Source organism: Herbaspirillum sp. GCM10030257 (genome assembly GCF_042666555.1).
Lineage (GTDB): Bacteria > Pseudomonadota > Gammaproteobacteria > Burkholderiales > Burkholderiaceae_D > Noviherbaspirillum.
Genome location: NZ_JBHTDH010000009.1, coordinates 108,064 through 122,971, shown reverse-complemented (window position 1 = coordinate 122,971; position 14,908 = coordinate 108,064). Strand labels below are relative to the sequence as shown.

General features: G+C 58.2%; 12 protein-coding genes. 5 read left to right on the top strand and 7 right to left on the bottom strand.

The window, feature by feature from the left end:
- Positions 1-3: 3 nt before the first annotated feature.
- From ACFQUU_RS15735 to ACFQUU_RS15705, 7 genes are all read right to left on the bottom strand, one after another.
- Complete coding sequence (locus tag ACFQUU_RS15735) at positions 4-762, bottom strand: ABC transporter ATP-binding protein (protein ID WP_382248872.1); 759 nt, start codon at positions 760-762, stop codon at positions 4-6.
- The gene (locus ACFQUU_RS15730; RefSeq protein WP_382248870.1) at positions 762-1,712 is read right to left on the bottom strand and encodes a branched-chain amino acid ABC transporter permease; all 951 of its coding nucleotides are present in this window, start codon (positions 1,710-1,712) and stop codon (positions 762-764) included. Before ACFQUU_RS15730 ends, ACFQUU_RS15735 begins: the two co-directional genes overlap by 1 nt.
- Positions 1,713-1,826: 114 nt before the next feature.
- On the bottom strand, positions 1,827-2,699 hold the full coding sequence (locus ACFQUU_RS15725; RefSeq protein WP_382248750.1) for a branched-chain amino acid ABC transporter permease: 873 nt from the start codon (positions 2,697-2,699) through the stop codon (positions 1,827-1,829).
- Positions 2,700-2,772: 73 nt separating this feature from the next.
- Positions 2,773-3,957, bottom strand: coding sequence for an ABC transporter substrate-binding protein (locus ACFQUU_RS15720; protein ID WP_382248748.1), 1,185 nt, complete (start codon positions 3,955-3,957; stop codon positions 2,773-2,775).
- A complete protein-coding gene (locus ACFQUU_RS15715; RefSeq protein ID WP_382248746.1) occupies positions 3,954-4,802 on the bottom strand; it encodes an alpha/beta fold hydrolase in 849 nt (282 codons plus the stop codon). Before ACFQUU_RS15715 ends, ACFQUU_RS15720 begins: the two co-directional genes overlap by 4 nt.
- Positions 4,799-6,388, bottom strand: a complete 1,590-nt coding sequence (locus ACFQUU_RS15710; RefSeq protein ID WP_382248744.1) for a benzoate-CoA ligase family protein — start codon at positions 6,386-6,388, stop codon at positions 4,799-4,801. The genes ACFQUU_RS15715 and ACFQUU_RS15710 overlap by 4 nt, the downstream gene beginning before the upstream one ends.
- 352 nt (positions 6,389-6,740) lie before the next feature.
- Entirely contained in the window at positions 6,741-7,214 is a 474-nt protein-coding gene (locus ACFQUU_RS15705; protein WP_382248742.1) for a DUF4863 family protein, read from the bottom strand.
- A 208-nt stretch (positions 7,215-7,422) separates the two neighbouring features.
- On the opposite strand from ACFQUU_RS15705, the gene ACFQUU_RS15700 reads away from it, so the two are divergent.
- From ACFQUU_RS15700 to ACFQUU_RS15680, 5 genes are all read left to right on the top strand, one after another.
- Positions 7,423-8,325, top strand: a complete 903-nt coding sequence (locus ACFQUU_RS15700) for a helix-turn-helix transcriptional regulator (RefSeq protein WP_057294041.1) — start codon at positions 7,423-7,425, stop codon at positions 8,323-8,325.
- Positions 8,326-8,681: 356 nt separating this feature from the next.
- A complete protein-coding gene (gene boxC, locus ACFQUU_RS15695; RefSeq protein ID WP_382248740.1) occupies positions 8,682-10,340 on the top strand; it encodes a 2,3-epoxybenzoyl-CoA dihydrolase in 1,659 nt (552 codons plus the stop codon).
- 33 nt (positions 10,341-10,373) lie between these two features.
- Entirely contained in the window at positions 10,374-11,801 is a 1,428-nt protein-coding gene (gene boxB, locus ACFQUU_RS15690) for a benzoyl-CoA 2,3-epoxidase subunit BoxB (protein ID WP_382248738.1), read from the top strand.
- Between the two features lie 319 nt (positions 11,802-12,120).
- Positions 12,121-13,365, top strand: coding sequence for a benzoyl-CoA 2,3-epoxidase subunit BoxA (gene boxA / locus ACFQUU_RS15685; RefSeq protein WP_382248736.1), 1,245 nt, complete (start codon positions 12,121-12,123; stop codon positions 13,363-13,365).
- Positions 13,366-13,752: 387 nt separating this feature from the next.
- Positions 13,753-14,904 (top strand): ABC transporter substrate-binding protein, encoded by a 1,152-nt coding sequence (locus ACFQUU_RS15680; protein WP_382248734.1) that lies wholly within the window; start codon positions 13,753-13,755, stop codon positions 14,902-14,904.
- Positions 14,905-14,908 lie beyond the last annotated feature (4 nt).

The window sequence follows — 14,908 nt, the reverse complement described above, 5'->3', positions numbered from 1 at the left end:
GTATTAGTGGTTGCCCAAATAAGCGACTTGCACATCGGCGTTGCTGCGTATGGCAGCCGGCACGTCACTAGCGATGACCTCGCCGTTCACCATCACCGTGATCCGGTCCGCGACACGGAACACCGCATCCATGTCATGTTCGACAAGCAGAACGGCGTGTCCGCGTTTCAGGTTTTCCAGCAGCGCGAGCATGCGTTCCGTTTCTTCGGCACCCATACCCGCCAGCGGTTCGTCGAGCAGTAATACTTGCGGCGCCGTTGCCAGGCACATGGCGATCTCCAATTGCCGTTTCTTGCCGTGACTCATGCTGCCTGCCGTAAGATGTGCAGCATCCGAAAGGCCGGCATCATCCAGTGCGCGACGTGCGGCGGCGACCGTGTCCTTGCACTGCGCTGCGGATTCCCACAGTGCCCAGGGGCGCTGCCGTGCCGCCTGAGCCGCCAGCCTGCAGTTTTCCAGCACAGTAAAAGAAGGAAAAATCGTGGTGCGTTGATAGCTGCGCCCAATGCCTGACCGCGCACGCTTCGGCTGCGGCAGATGCGTGACGTCCGCGCCCTTGAGCATGATCGTCCCGCTCGACACCGGAATCTCGCCGGATAGCATGTTGATCAGCGTTGACTTGCCCGCACCGTTAGTGCCGATCACCGCATGGACTTCCCCTACGTGCAGGTCAACCGAGACATTATTGACGGCCTTGAGACCGCCGAATCGCCTGGTGAGTCCACTTGCTACCAGCAATGGTGCGTCGCTTGCCTGGGCCATCATTTTTCTGCTCCCGCCTGAATGCTGCTGCTCATCCTGCTTTTATCCACTCGCTTGCCATAGCGAAGGGAAGCGAGTCCAATCAAGCCCTTGGGAAGCAGCGCAACAAAGAAAATCATGGTCAGGCCCAGCGTCAATTGCCAGCGCGCGGCGAACTCGCCGAATATCGCTTCCGATGAATAGAACTCTTTCAACAGTACGAACGCGATGGCGCCAATCACGGCGCCGCGCAACGAGCCAAGGCCGCCAAGAATAATCATCAGCAAAACCGCACCGGATTCATGCCAGGACAGCATTTCCGGATTGACCACGCCGTTCTTGGTACCCATCAGGAAACCGGCCAGCCCGGCCAGCGTACCGGCAAGGACGAAGGCCGCGAGTTTGTACCAATAGGTCTGGAAGCCTGCTGCGCGCATGCGCTGCTCGTTGATGCGAATCCCGGCAAGGGCATGGCCAAAACGAGAACGCTGGACCAGAGCGAGCAGGGCAAAGGTAAATACCAGTGCACCCAGCGCCATGAAATACAAATGCCGTGAATTGTCCAGGTCGATCAGTGTCGTCGAGCCAAGTGTCAGGGCCGGGCGCAAGGTGATATACATGCCGTCGCTGCCGCCCCCAATGCCGGTGTCATGGAAAACGTAATAGGCCATCTGTGCAAAGGCCAGGGTTACCATGATGAAATACACACCCTTGGTGCGCAGGCTGAGCGCACCGACAACCAGCGCATAGGCGCCGGCCGCCAGCATCGCAAGAGGCAGCAGAATCAGAATGGACCCTGCTTCGGTTTCCGGCGATGCCAGACCCGTCACATAGGCAGCAATGCCGAAGAAGGCAGCATGGCCAAGGCTCACCAGGCCTGTTGTTCCTACCAGTAGTTCCAGACTGAGCGCGAGAATCGCATAGATGATGATCTTGGCCGCCAGGTCCTGGAAATACGAGGAGAGGAACATCGGCAGGGCCGCCAGGATGACCAGGAATGCCAACGGCGCGAGCCATCCGAAACGCGGTGTGTCGGCCGGCAGTACCCGGTTTGTTGCGACAATCGTAGTGCTAGTGCCCATGACTTAGTATCCTTTGCTCCTGAGGCCTTCCGGACGCCAGACCAGGATGATGGCCATCAGCACGTAGATGCCGATACCGCTCAACTGGGCGAAGAATACCTTGCCAAACGTGTCGACGAAACCGACCAGTAGGGACGCCATCAGCGCGCCGGAAATGGAGCCAATCCCGCCGATCACGACGACCACGAAGCAAACGATAAGAACATGCCCGCCCATGCCGGGATACACCGAAGTCATCGGCGCCGCAATCATCCCGGCCAGCGCGGCGAGCGCCACGCCGGCGGCGAAAACGATGCGATAGAGCAGGCGAATGTTGATACCCAGGCCACGTACCATATCGCGGTTACTGGCTCCGGCCCGGATCATCATGCCGAGACGCGTGCGGTTGACCACCAGATACAGGCCGATAGCCACGACGATGCAGGCTGCCGACGCAAACAGGTTGTAAACGGGATAGGTCATCACGTCACCGAGCGCCACGCCGCCTGACAGCCATTCAGGCGCTTTTACGCCGTGCACATCATTGCCAATCAGCATGCTGCGCAATTCTTCAAATACCAGGATCAACGCATAAGTCATCAACACCTGCTGCAGGTGATCGCGCTGGTACAGGTAGCTGAAGAAAACCCATTCAAGGATGAATCCGAACAGCGCCGACAAGGCAACACCGGCGAGCAGCATGACAATGAACTGATCGCCGAAAAACGGCGCGATCGAAAACGCCAGATACGCACCGATCATATAGAAACTGCCGTGGGCAAGGTTGATCACGCCCATGATGCCGAAGATCAGCGTCAGGCCGCTGGCGACCAGGAAAAGCAGCAATCCGTACTGGATGGAATTGAGGCACTGCACCAGGAAGGTGGAAATGTCCATGACGATCTTTGCATGAAGAAGGGAAGAGCGCCGCCACGCTATGGCGGGCGGCGCCGTACTAAGATGTCACAGCTCAGGACTGCTTGCAACCGCGGGCCGGATCTGCCAGTGCCTTGATGGCCACGCCCTTGACTTCGTTGTTGATGCCCTTGACCTCGCGCAGGTAGATATCCTGGATAGGATTGTGCGCGGGTGACAGGGTGAACTTGCCGCGCGGACTGTCGATCGTTGCGCTACCCATTGCCTTCAGCATCTGGTCGCGCTTGCTGAAATCACCGTTGACCGACTTCAGTCCGGTGGCCAGCAGCTGCGCCGCGTCGTAACCTTGTACCGCATAAACATCCGCATTCGCCTTGTAAGCCTTGGCAAAGTTGAGACGGAAGGCGTTGTCACGCGGTGTGTTCAGGTTGTCCGCATAGTGCAGGGTGGTGATCATTCCTTGCGCAGCCTCACCCTGTGCTTCCAGAGTGCCGTCGGTCAGGAAGCCCGGGCCGTACAGCGGGATGGTTTTGTTCAGACCTGCAGCGACATAGTCCTTCACGAACTTGACCGCACCGCCACCGGCGAAGAATGCATACACGGCATCTGGTTTCTGCGATGCAATCTGCGTGAGCAAAGCCTGGTATTCGACATTGGGGAATGGCAACGTCAGGCTCTCGGTCACCTTGCCGCCAGCCTTTTCAAAGCCTTCCTGGAAGCCCTTGACCGACTCATTACCTGCCGCGTAATTCCAGGTAATGGTCATGATTTTCTTGTGACCACGGTCAGCCGCAACCTTGCCCATCGCGTATGCCGGCTGCCAGTTGGTAAAGGAGGTACGGAAAATATTCGGCGCGCACATCGCGCCGGTAATCACGTCGGCGCCGGCGTTCGGGACGATCAGCAAGGTCTTGGTTTCACGCGCGACTTTCGCCATCGCGAGCGCCACGCCGGAGTGGACTGTGCCGACCACCACATCAACCTGATCACGCTTGATCAGCTTGTTGACGTTGTCGGTCGCTTTTGCCGGGTCGGATTCATCATCGACCTTGAAGTACTGGATTTCGCGCCCGCCCAGTTTTCCTCCTTGTTCATTCACGTACATCTTGAAGCCGTTCTCGATCATGTTGCCGAGATTGGCGTAGGTGCCGGTGGCCGGTAGCATGAAGCCGACCTTGATCGGTGCCTGGCTCTGCGCTGCGACGGGAGCCGCGGCAAAGATGCCGGCGACCGCTGCGGCCAGACTGAGGGTAATGGCTGGCTTGATGGAATTCTTCACGGCTTGTCTCCTTGTTTATGATGACGTTCAGGTATTACCGACGTATTACTTTGGATGAATTCTGCGACTTCTTTGGTGAGCGCTTCAGGTTGATCGCGATGCGGCGAATGGCCGCATCGGGGCAGGACGACGAGTCGGGTTTGCGGTGCCTTTCGTTGTATGCCACGGATCTGTTCTAGCGTACCATATTCGTCATCTTCACCCTGCACGGCTATGACAGGGCAAGTAATATTGTGCAACTCGTTTTCGATGTTCCATGAGCGGAAGGCAGGGTCGAGCCAGATATTATTCCAGCCCCAGAACGCGGAGTCGGCATCGGCGTGATATCGCCCGAGCTTGCTCTGGAAGTCGGTGGACAGGTAGGTTTCGCGCGCCTGCTCGATGCTGGTGATGCTTACCTCTTCCACAAAGATATGGGGGGCGACTACGGCAATGCCGCTGACCGAATCGGGAAAATGCGCTGCGTGCAGCAAGGAAATCGAGCCACCGTCGCTATGGCCGAACAGCCATGGCTTATCCAGGCCGAGCGCAGCAAAAAACATCGGCAGCACTTCATCCGCCTGCGCATGCATGAAACTCACCGGCCAGCGCTCGTCATGCGGTCGCGGCGTCGAATGGCCATAGCCGTAGCGTGAGAATACGAGGCCGGTAAAGCCGTTGGCCTCACAGAAACGTTGCGGATAGTCCTTCCACAAAGCGATCGACCCCAAGCCTTCATGCAGGAAAACCACCACCGGATACGCGGATTTGACCGCGCCGACCCACTGGTACTCCAAGCGCAGTGGCTTGTCGCGCCAGGCCAAATTGACAAACTCGGTTCGTGGTTCATGCAGCATGACTGTCATACCGTCTGCTCCTGCAGCGCACGCAATTTAAAGCGCTGGATTTTCCCTGTTGCAGTCTTCGGCAACTCCTGGACAAAGATGACTTCGCGTGGATATTTGTGGGGTGCGAGTTTGCCTTTGACAAAGCTCTTGAGCTCTTCGGCTAGCGCTGGCGTTTCGGATTGGCCTTTGCCAAGCACCACGTAGGCGACGGTCTTGACGAGCCCATCGCTGCCGGTCTTGCCGACTACGGCGCATTCAAGGACGGCAGGATGTTCAATCATGACGTTTTCAATTTCGACGGGGGAAACGTATTGTCCGCTGACTTTCAGCATGTCGTCACTGCGACCGGAGTACGAATAATAACCGTCGGCGTCCACGACATATTTATCGCCGCTCTTGAGCCAGTCGCCGATAAACGTGGTGCGGCTCTTCTCACGGTTACACCAGTACAGCAGGGCTGCACTGGGACCACGGATGTACAGATCGCCGATCTCGCCGATCGATACCGCCTGGCCTTTTTCATCGCGCAGTTCGACGTCATACCCCGGAACTGGCTGACCCGTCGTTCCGTAACGTACGTTGCCGATGCGATTGGACAGGAAGATATGCAGCATTTCTGTCGAACCGATGCCGTCGAGGATGTCGCAGCCAAAACGGTTACGGAATTTTTCACCGACTTCGCGTGGCAAGGCTTCGCCTGCGGAGGTGCACACGCGCAGCGCGACATCTTCCCTGGTGGGCAATTCATCCGATGCGAGCATGGCGACATACAGGGTCGGCACCCCATAAAAGATCGTCGGCTTATGTTCGGTCAGGCGCTTGAACACCGCTGTTGGTGTCGGCCGCTCCGCCATCAGGATGACGGTGGCGCCCACGCTCAGCGGGAAGGTCAAGCCATTGCCGAGGCCATAGGCGAAGAACAGCTTGGCAGCCGAAAAGACGACGTCGTCCGTCTTGATGCCAAGAATCGGCTTGCCATATAGTTCCGCCGTCCAGAACAGGTTGGCATGGGAATGCACGGTGCCTTTCGGACGCCCAGTCGACCCGGAGGAATAAAGCCAGAATGCGAAATCATCACCATGCGTGTTGGCCGCGGCGGTCGCAGGAAGTGGCTCGGATGCCAGCAGATCGGCGATGGTGCGCAGACCTTCGCTGTTATTGGCGGGTTCTGTGGTCAGCGCAGGTGCGCAAACAATCATCTCAGGCTGTGCGTCCGTCTTGCCGAGCGCCTCCTTGACACAGGAAAGTAAAGTCTGGGATACCAGTACGGCTTTGGCTCCGCTATGCTCGATCATGTAAGCATAGTCGTCTGCCGGGAGCAAGGTGTTGACCGGCACTGGGATGATTCCGGCAAACAGGGCGCCGAGGAAGGCAACCGGCATGTCGTTGGTGTCTTGCATTACCAGAAGAATGCGTTCCTCGGGATGGATGCCGCTGGCGAGCAGGCCAGCGGCGAAGCGTTTTACGCGCTGGTCAAGTTCGCCATACGTCATCGTATCCTTGTCATCGATATACGCAATCTTGTCCGCACGTCCGGCATTGATTTCAAGAATGTGCCGCGCAAAATTGAAACGCTGGGGCAGCACCGTCGTTGGCTGATTCATTTCGTCTCTCCATATCCCGCTGTGCTACGACTCGCGGTTGAATTGAATACTTTGTTCAGGCGACGTGTACGTCGCTCTTGTTCTGTCGTGTTTGCGCTGTTTCTTGTTGTTTATCAGCCTTGTCCATTGTCTGTCGCCAGCCATATCCGGTAGAACCTGAATGAATGGAAGAACGCTGTAATGCGTTCGCTGAAGTTTGTAATGAAGGCCCGATATTCCCGGCAGGCGGCAGAAGCAGGCGCCGTGCATGCGCTCTTCCAGACGGCATGAGGGAAGCCACAGGGCTCATCGAGAGAAGAGGGCATCGGTATTTTGCAGGTCAGATTCACGATCGGTAAGCGAGACGACGCGGTCACGCAGCGGCCGCCGTGAACTTGATCGCGCCTTCCGGCAGCAGATAGAGCACCAGTGCACGGCCTTTGGCGACTGTCGGACGATGTGCGCTGCCTGGTTCATAAACACACCAGCCAGCAGGATGCCCATCGAAGCTTGCACCGGCGGTCAGCGGCATGATCAAGTCGATTTCACCATTGGGGTGGAAATGGTGCGGACCGGCGATGTCTTCCATTTCCACCACGTCGACGCTGAAGCCATGGGTGGCTTCCGTGGCCTTCAATACGCGCCCGTAGCGAATGCCATCTGCTTCGCGATTGCAAAGCCAGCCATCGCGGACGCCCACTTTGCAGGCTTCAAAGAGTTGATCATACAGATACGTACCAGCCCCATGCTGAGCATTTAAATGCGATTCGAGGGAGGAATCCAGGGGAACCGAAGCGATTTCTTCGGTGAGTTGACTGATGAGGCTTTGAAAACGTGTGACGTCCATGACTTACCTCGCTTCGATGCACTACAGTGCATTAGTGTAGTGAATTGGATTTTTAATGCTTCTGCGGCGAGTTTAGGTGTACTATCTTGCATGTGTCAAGCGCTATCCGTAACTATATTTCATTTGACTCGGCGCCACATGCATTAGTTTTTTGAGATAATCCGCGCTGGCATATAGACTGCGTTTAACCCCGGAGAATCGAGTTCGCATGACTGCGCAAAATGTATTAGCGGAAAACCTTGAAGAGGAAAAGGACCCTTTCCTGGTTGCATTAGGCGAACGCCTGCGCGCATTACGCTCCCGTCGCGGCTTTACCCGAAAGGCCCTTGCCAGACTCGCCAACGTGTCGGAGCGCCATCTTGCCAACGTCGAGTCTGGTGTCGGCAATGCCACGATCCAGTTTCTGCGACAACTCACCACAGTTTTAAATTGCACCCTTGCCGAAATGATCGGTGACGAGACCGCGACTTCGCCGGAATGGCTGATGATCCGCGAAATCCTGCGTGGTCGTTCTGATGAAGAACTCGCCAAGGCACGCTCTACGCTGGCCGGCATTTTTGATGCACCCACCAGTGAAACGGCCCGCAGGCAAAGGGTGGCACTGATTGGCTTGAGAGGCGCCGGTAAGTCGAGCCTCGGGCGGATGCTTGCCGATCAATGGATGGTGCCCTTCATTGAATTGAGTCGCCATGTGGAAACCGTGGCGGGTTGCAGTGTCGCCGAGATCCATGCCCTCTACGGCCCCAGTGCATATCGCCGTTATGAATATCGGGCACTGGAAGACATCATCCAGCGCTTTCCACGCGCCGTGATTGCAACGCCCGGCGGTATCGTGTCCGATCCGGCGACCTTCAATCTTCTCCTTTCCCATTGCTATACCGTATGGTTGCAGGCGTCGCCGAAAGACCATATGGAGCGCGTTCTTGCCCAGGGCGATACTCGCCCGATGTCGGGCAACCGGGAAGCGATGGAAGACTTGAAAAGCATTCTGGAAAGCCGGGCTGCGTTTTACTCCAAGGCGGATCAGACTTTCAATACCAGTGAGATGACGCAGGAGACTGCTTTCTTTGGCCTCATGGACCAGTTGCGGGAAGTGATTCAACCGCACTAGAGAGTCAGCATCAGACAGCTAAATTGTTTCCGCGAGCCGTTCCAATCGCTCGACGGCAAAATTCTCTGGTGCGATCTTTTGGCAATCCAAGCCGTCCTACGACGGAGCTTTATTACTGCCTTTACTTGCTGAACCGTTTTCAGGATCAGCATGCCAATTCTTCATACCTATCCTTTGACCGCGACGGCCAAGTGTATTGACGTTAAAAGCCAACCCAAACCGCGTAGTCATTTCTTGTCCGCAAATTCTGCTCAAAGGTTTGAAAATTAATGCAGTTTACATCTTGACATTGGGGTATGTCGGCAATATAGTGCGTTTCATATCAGTCGAATGCATCATATTTCACCGAGGAGCCCATGCGCACCGCACCCCCGATCCACTACGCCACCTCGCCCGACCAGTACCGGCACTGGACGCTGGCCGTCGACGGCCCGATTGCCACCCTCACCATGAATGTCAACGAGGACGGCGGCATCCGGGACGGCTACAAGCTCAAGCTCAATTCCTATGACCTTGGCGTCGATATCGAACTCTACGACGCCGTCCAGCGCATCCGCTTCGAACACCCGACCGTCAAGACCGTCGTCATCACAAGCAGCCGCGACCGCATCTTCTGTTCCGGCGCCAATATCTTTATGCTCGGCAAGTCGTCGCATGCGTGGAAAGTCAACTTCTGCAAGTTCACGAATGAAACCCGCAATGGCCTGGAAGACTCCAGCCGCCATGGCGGGTTGAAGTTCGTCGCCGCCGTCAACGGCGCCTGTGCCGGCGGCGGCTATGAATTGGCGGCCGCCTGCGACGAAATCATCCTGGTCGATGACCGCTCGTCGTCGGTCAGTTTGCCGGAAGTGCCGCTGCTCGGTGTATTGCCCGGCACCGGTGGCCTGACCCGCCTGACCGACAAGCGCAAGGTGCGCCACGACCATGCCGACCTCTTTTGCACCACCTCCGAAGGCGTGCGCGGCCAGCGGGCCAAGGACTGGAAACTGGTCGACGAAGTGGCCAAACCGGCGCAGTTTGCCGATACCGTGCGCCGGCATGCGCTGGCACTCGCCGACAAGAGCAGCCGGCCCGACCAGGCCACCGGCGTCAAGCTGACTCCCCTGCAGCGCCAGCTCTCCGACAACGGTGTTGCCTATGAATTTGTCGATGTGGCCATCGACCGCGCCAACCGTACCGCGACCGTCACGGTCAAGGCCCCGACCGCGGCGCAGCCGGCCGACGTGGCCGGCATGGAAGCAGCCGGGGTGCGCTGGTGGCCATTGCAGTTTGCGCGTGAACTCGACGATGCGATCTTGCATTTGCGCACCAATGAACTCGAGATCGGCACCTGGATACTCAAGTCGGCCGGGGACCCGCAAGCCGTGCTCGACGTCGATGCCAGCCTGCTGGCCCACCAGGACCACTGGCTGGTGCGCGAAACGGTCGGTTACCTGCGCCGCACCTTGGCGCGGCTGGACGTGACGTCGCGCTCGCTGTTTGCCTTCATCGACGAAGACTCGTGCTTTGCCGGCACCCTGCTCGAAGTGGCGCTGGCGGCCGACCGCAGCTACATGCTGGCCTTGCCCGACGACCCCGTGAAGACCCCCAAGATCGCAATAAGCCAGCTCAACTTCGGCACCTATCCGATGGTCAGCGGCGAGTCGCGCCTCGCCCGCCGCTTCTATGGCGATGAAGCGGCGATGGCCGCCGTGCGCGAGCGCCGGGGCCAGCTGCTCGATGCCGATGCAGCCATGGCGCTGGGCCTGATCACCATGAACCCGGACGACCTCGACTGGCCGGACGAAACCCGCCTGGCGCTCGAAGAGCGTGCCAGCATGTCGCCCGATGCGCTGACCGGGATGGAAGCGAACCTGCGCTTCAACGGTCGCGAAACCATGGAAACGCGCATCTTTGGCCGCCTGACCGCCTGGCAGAACTGGATCTTCATCCGCCCCAATGCAGTCGGTGAACTGGGCGCCTTAAAAGTCTATGGCTCCGGCAGCAAGGCCCAGTTTGATCTGAACCGCGTCTAACGACATCGATACGCCCCCCATCAAGGATTCCCCGTGAGCACGATTAACTACAGCGACAAGATTCCCAACAACGTCAACCTGTCCGAAGACAAGACCCTGCAGCGTGCGCTCGAGCACTGGCAGCCCAACTACCTGCAATGGTGGCAGGACATGGGGCCCGACGGCTCGAGCAACTTCGATGTCTACCTGCGCACCGCGATCAATGTGACGCCCGAAGGCTGGGCCCATTTCGGCCATGTCAAGATGCCCGATTACCGCTGGGGCATCTTCCTGGCGCAGCAGGAAGAGGGACGACAGGTCAATTTCGGCGAGAACAAGGGGAGTGCCGCCTGGCAGGATGTGCCCGGTGAACACCGTGCCAACCTGCGCCGCATCATCGTCACCCAGGGCGACACCGAACCGGCGTCAGTCGAGCAGCAGCGCCATCTCGGCTTGACCGCCCCATCGCAGTACGACATGCGCAACCTGTTCCAGATCAACGTCGAAGAGGGCCGCCACCTGTGGGCGATGGTGTACTTGCTGCACAAGTATTTCGGGCGCGATGGACGCGAGGAAGCCGAAGCGCTGCTGCAGCGCAATTCCGGCAACCAGGACAATCCGCGTATCCTCGAGGCATTCAATGAGGAAACCCCGGACTGGCTGGCGTTTTACATGTTCACCTACTTCACCGATCGCGACGGCAAGTTCCAGTTGAATGCGCTGGCCGAATCGGGATTCGACCCCTTGTCGCGCACCTGCCGCTTCATGCTCACCGAAGAAGCGCATCACATGTTTGTTGGCGAATCGGGCATTTCACGGGTGATCCAGCGTACCGTCGACATCATGAAGCAGCACAAGATCGACGACCCCAATGAAGTGCGCAAGCATGGGGTGATCGATTTGCCGACCATCCAGCGCTACCTGAACTTCCATTTCAGCGTGACGGTCGATTTGTTCGGGGCCGACCAGTCGTCGAATGCGGCGACCTTTTACAGTTCCGGCCTCAAGGGCCGCTATGAAGAAACCAAGCGCGATGACGATCATGTATTGAAGAGCCACCAGTACCGCATCCTGGAGATCCAGGGCGAGCGCATGGTGGAGAAGGAAGTGCCGATGCTCAATGCGCTCAATGAAGTACTGCGTGATGACTACATCCGCGATTCGATCGCCGGCATTGGGCGCTGGAACCGCATCATCGACAAGGCGGGGCTGGCGTTCCGGCTGCAGGCGCCGCACAAGGCGTTCAACCGGCATATCGGCAGCTTTGCCGGACACAAGGTGTCGCCGGACGGGCGGGTGATTTCGGAAGCCGAGTGGGCGGCCAATGTGCGCAACTGGCTGCCCAGTGAAGAGGACCGGGCGTATGTGGCATCGCTGATGGGCCGGGTGATCGAGCCGGGCAAGATGGCCAACTGGATTGCGCCGCCGCCGGTGGGGATCAACCGGCAGCCGATCGAGTTTGAGTATGTGCGGTTTAATTGAGTAAGTGTGGTGTAACTGTTCAGAAAGACATCAGATGAAGATGAATTCCAGCAATAGCACCTGTCATATCTAATGCGCCTGTTAAGCATCATGCATCGCCGGACGGCTCCTTCCCCCTGTTAGGGGGAAGGTTGGGATGGGGGTGATACGGTCGAGCCAGCGCAGCAGGACAATCGACCTGTCCACCCCCACCCTAACCCTCCCCCTAGAAGGGGGAGGGAACCTGACGGAGAAGAGAGGACCTGACGAAGCACGTTGTGAACTCATCCGATCCATCGGAACGAAGCGGTAATCTCATCCCCTACCTGAGTCAACCACCATGAACGCCCCCGAACCGATCGCCATCATCCGCCAGCACCTGATCGACCCCGAGGTCTGCATCCGCTGCAACACCTGCGAAGAAACCTGCCCGGTCGATGCGATCACCCACGACAGCCGCAACTACGTGGTCAAGGCCGATGTCTGCAATGCCTGCGGCGCCTGCATCTCGCCGTGCCCGACCGGCTCCATCGACCACTGGCACCTGGTGCCGAAGGCCTCGGCCTACACCATCGAAGAGCAGTTGAGCTGGGATGAACTGCCGCCGCCGCAGGACCTCGACGCCGGTGTGCTCGACCAGGCCGCCAGCGACAATGCGGCCGAAGCCGCCAGCGAGGAAGTGCAGGTCAATGCGGCCACCTCGACCACCTCGTCGACACCGCCGTGGTCGGCGGCGCATCCGTATGTCAACCTGTACACGTTGAAAAACCCGATCACCGCCACCGTGGCCGGCAACTACCGGCTGACCGACCCCGCGGTGCAAAGCGATATCCACCATATCGTGCTCGACTTCGGCACCCAGGTGTTCCCGATTCTCGAAGGGCAGTCGATCGGCATCATTCCGCCAGGGACAGATGCCTACGGCAAGCCGCATTACCTGCGCATGTACTCGGTGGCCAGTCCGAGGAGCGGTGAGCGCGAGGGCTACAACAACTTGTCGCTGACCGTCAAGCGAGTGGTCGAGGACCATGCGGGCAGGCCGACGGTGGGGGTGGCTTCGAACTACCTGTGCGACTTGCCCAAGGGCGCCACGGTGCAGGTGACCGGCCCGTTCGGGGTCAATTACCTGATGCCCAACCATGCGGGCTCGAACATCCTGATGATCTGCACCGGCACAGGGTCGGCACCGATGCGGGCGATGACCGAGCACCGGCGGCGGCTGGAAGCGGCGGGCGGCAAGCTGGGCGGCAAGCTGATGCTGTTCTTCGGTGCGCGCAATGCGCAGGAATTGCCGTATTTCGGGCCGCTGCTGAAATTGCCGGAGCACTTCATCGACAAGCACTTTGCGTTCTCGCGGGTCGAGGGGCAGCCGAAGACGTATGTGCAGGACAAGATCCGTGCGGCCGGGGCAAAGGTGGCGGAGTTGCTGAAGGGCGACACCTACATTTACATCTGCGGGCTGAAGGGCATGGAGATCGGGGTGATGGATGCGTTGCAGGACGTGTGCACGGCCGAAGGACTGGACTGGAAGGCACTGCTCGACAGGATGGTCAGGGAAGGACGCTTCCATGTCGAAACCTATTGAATACGAATACGCAGTACGCCACTGAATTTGCGCACCATTAAACGTAAGTAAAAAGGACCCTCAGGGTCCTTTTTTTCATCTTCTGGTCCTTATGCGCATACCTGCATCGCTCATCGATTTTTGTGCTAACTCTTCCGATAGCAATCGTCGCTCTGCATGTTCGTAGATCTGCATTCTGGTATGCAGCCCCGAGTCTATTTCCACCTGACATACCGGTGTAGTTTTGCGGTGGCACAAGGAATCGAGCCCGAACGGCCAAGGCGAAAAAATATACTATGAAATAGGTTTTTCTCATAAATTAGCTATAGTATATTTGTCTCGCAGCGGCACAAAACGCGACGACCAAAACAAGCGGCTGCCCATCCAACCACTATCGTAGGAGGAGACATGAGCAACAAGTTCAAGGTAACCGCAGTGACGGCAGCGCTTGTATTCGTCGGAATCGCCGCCCCGGCAATGGCCGATATCAATGTCGGCATTTCTATCTGTGCAACCGGTCCAGGCGCAGCGCTGGGCATTCCCGAAAAAAACACCGTGGCGCTGCTTCCCACAACCATCGCTGGCGAGAAGGTCAATTACATTGTCCTTGACGACGGCACGGATGCCACCATGGCCAGCAAGAATGCCCGCAAGCTGGTCAGCGAAAACAATGTCGACATCATCATTGGTTCTTCTTCGGTGCCGCCAGCCATGGCGATCGTCGAAGTCGCCAATGAAACCAAAACGCCGCAGATCTCCCTTTCGCCGATTGAATTGGCCGGCGACAAGAACACTTGGGTTTTCCGTACGCCACAGCACAATTCCGTGATGGCAAAGGCGCTCGCAGAGCATATGCAGGCCAACAAGGTCAAGACCCTTGGCTTCATTGGTTATAGCGACGGCTACGGCGAAAGCTGGCTCAAGGAAATGACCAAGGCAGCAGAGGCAGTCGGCATCAAGGTGACTACCGTCGAACGCTTCAACCGGACCGACACCAGCGTTACCGGGCAGGCAGTCAAGCTTGCTTCGGCCAAGCCCGATGCCATCCTGGTCGCCGCGTCCGGCACACCTTCCGCGCTGCCCCAACTCAGCATCCTCGAGCGTGGTTACAAAGGCCAGATCTATCAGACTCACGGCACCGCAACCAAGGAATACATTCGTGTCGGCGGCAAAGCGGTGGACGGCACCATCCTGCCAGCGGGTCCAGTGGTCGTCGCAGCTCAACTGCCGGACAGTCATCCGTCGAAAAAGGTCGGCATGGACTACAGCCGCCAGTACGAGGAAAAATATGGAGCGGGATCGTTATCGTCCTTCGGTGCGCATATGTATGACGCCTATCTGGTGTTTGCCGCCGCTGTGACGACCGCGATGAAAAAAGCCAAGCCAGGCACACCCGAATTCAGGCAAGCGCTGCGCGACGCCCTTGAAACAGGCAAGGAAGTGGTCGGTACGCACGGCGTCTTCAACATGAAGGCCAGTGACCATTTCGGTCATGATGACCGCGCGCGTGCCCTGGTGCGGGTAGAGCAGGGCGACTGGAAACTGCTCAGCGACAAATAACAGC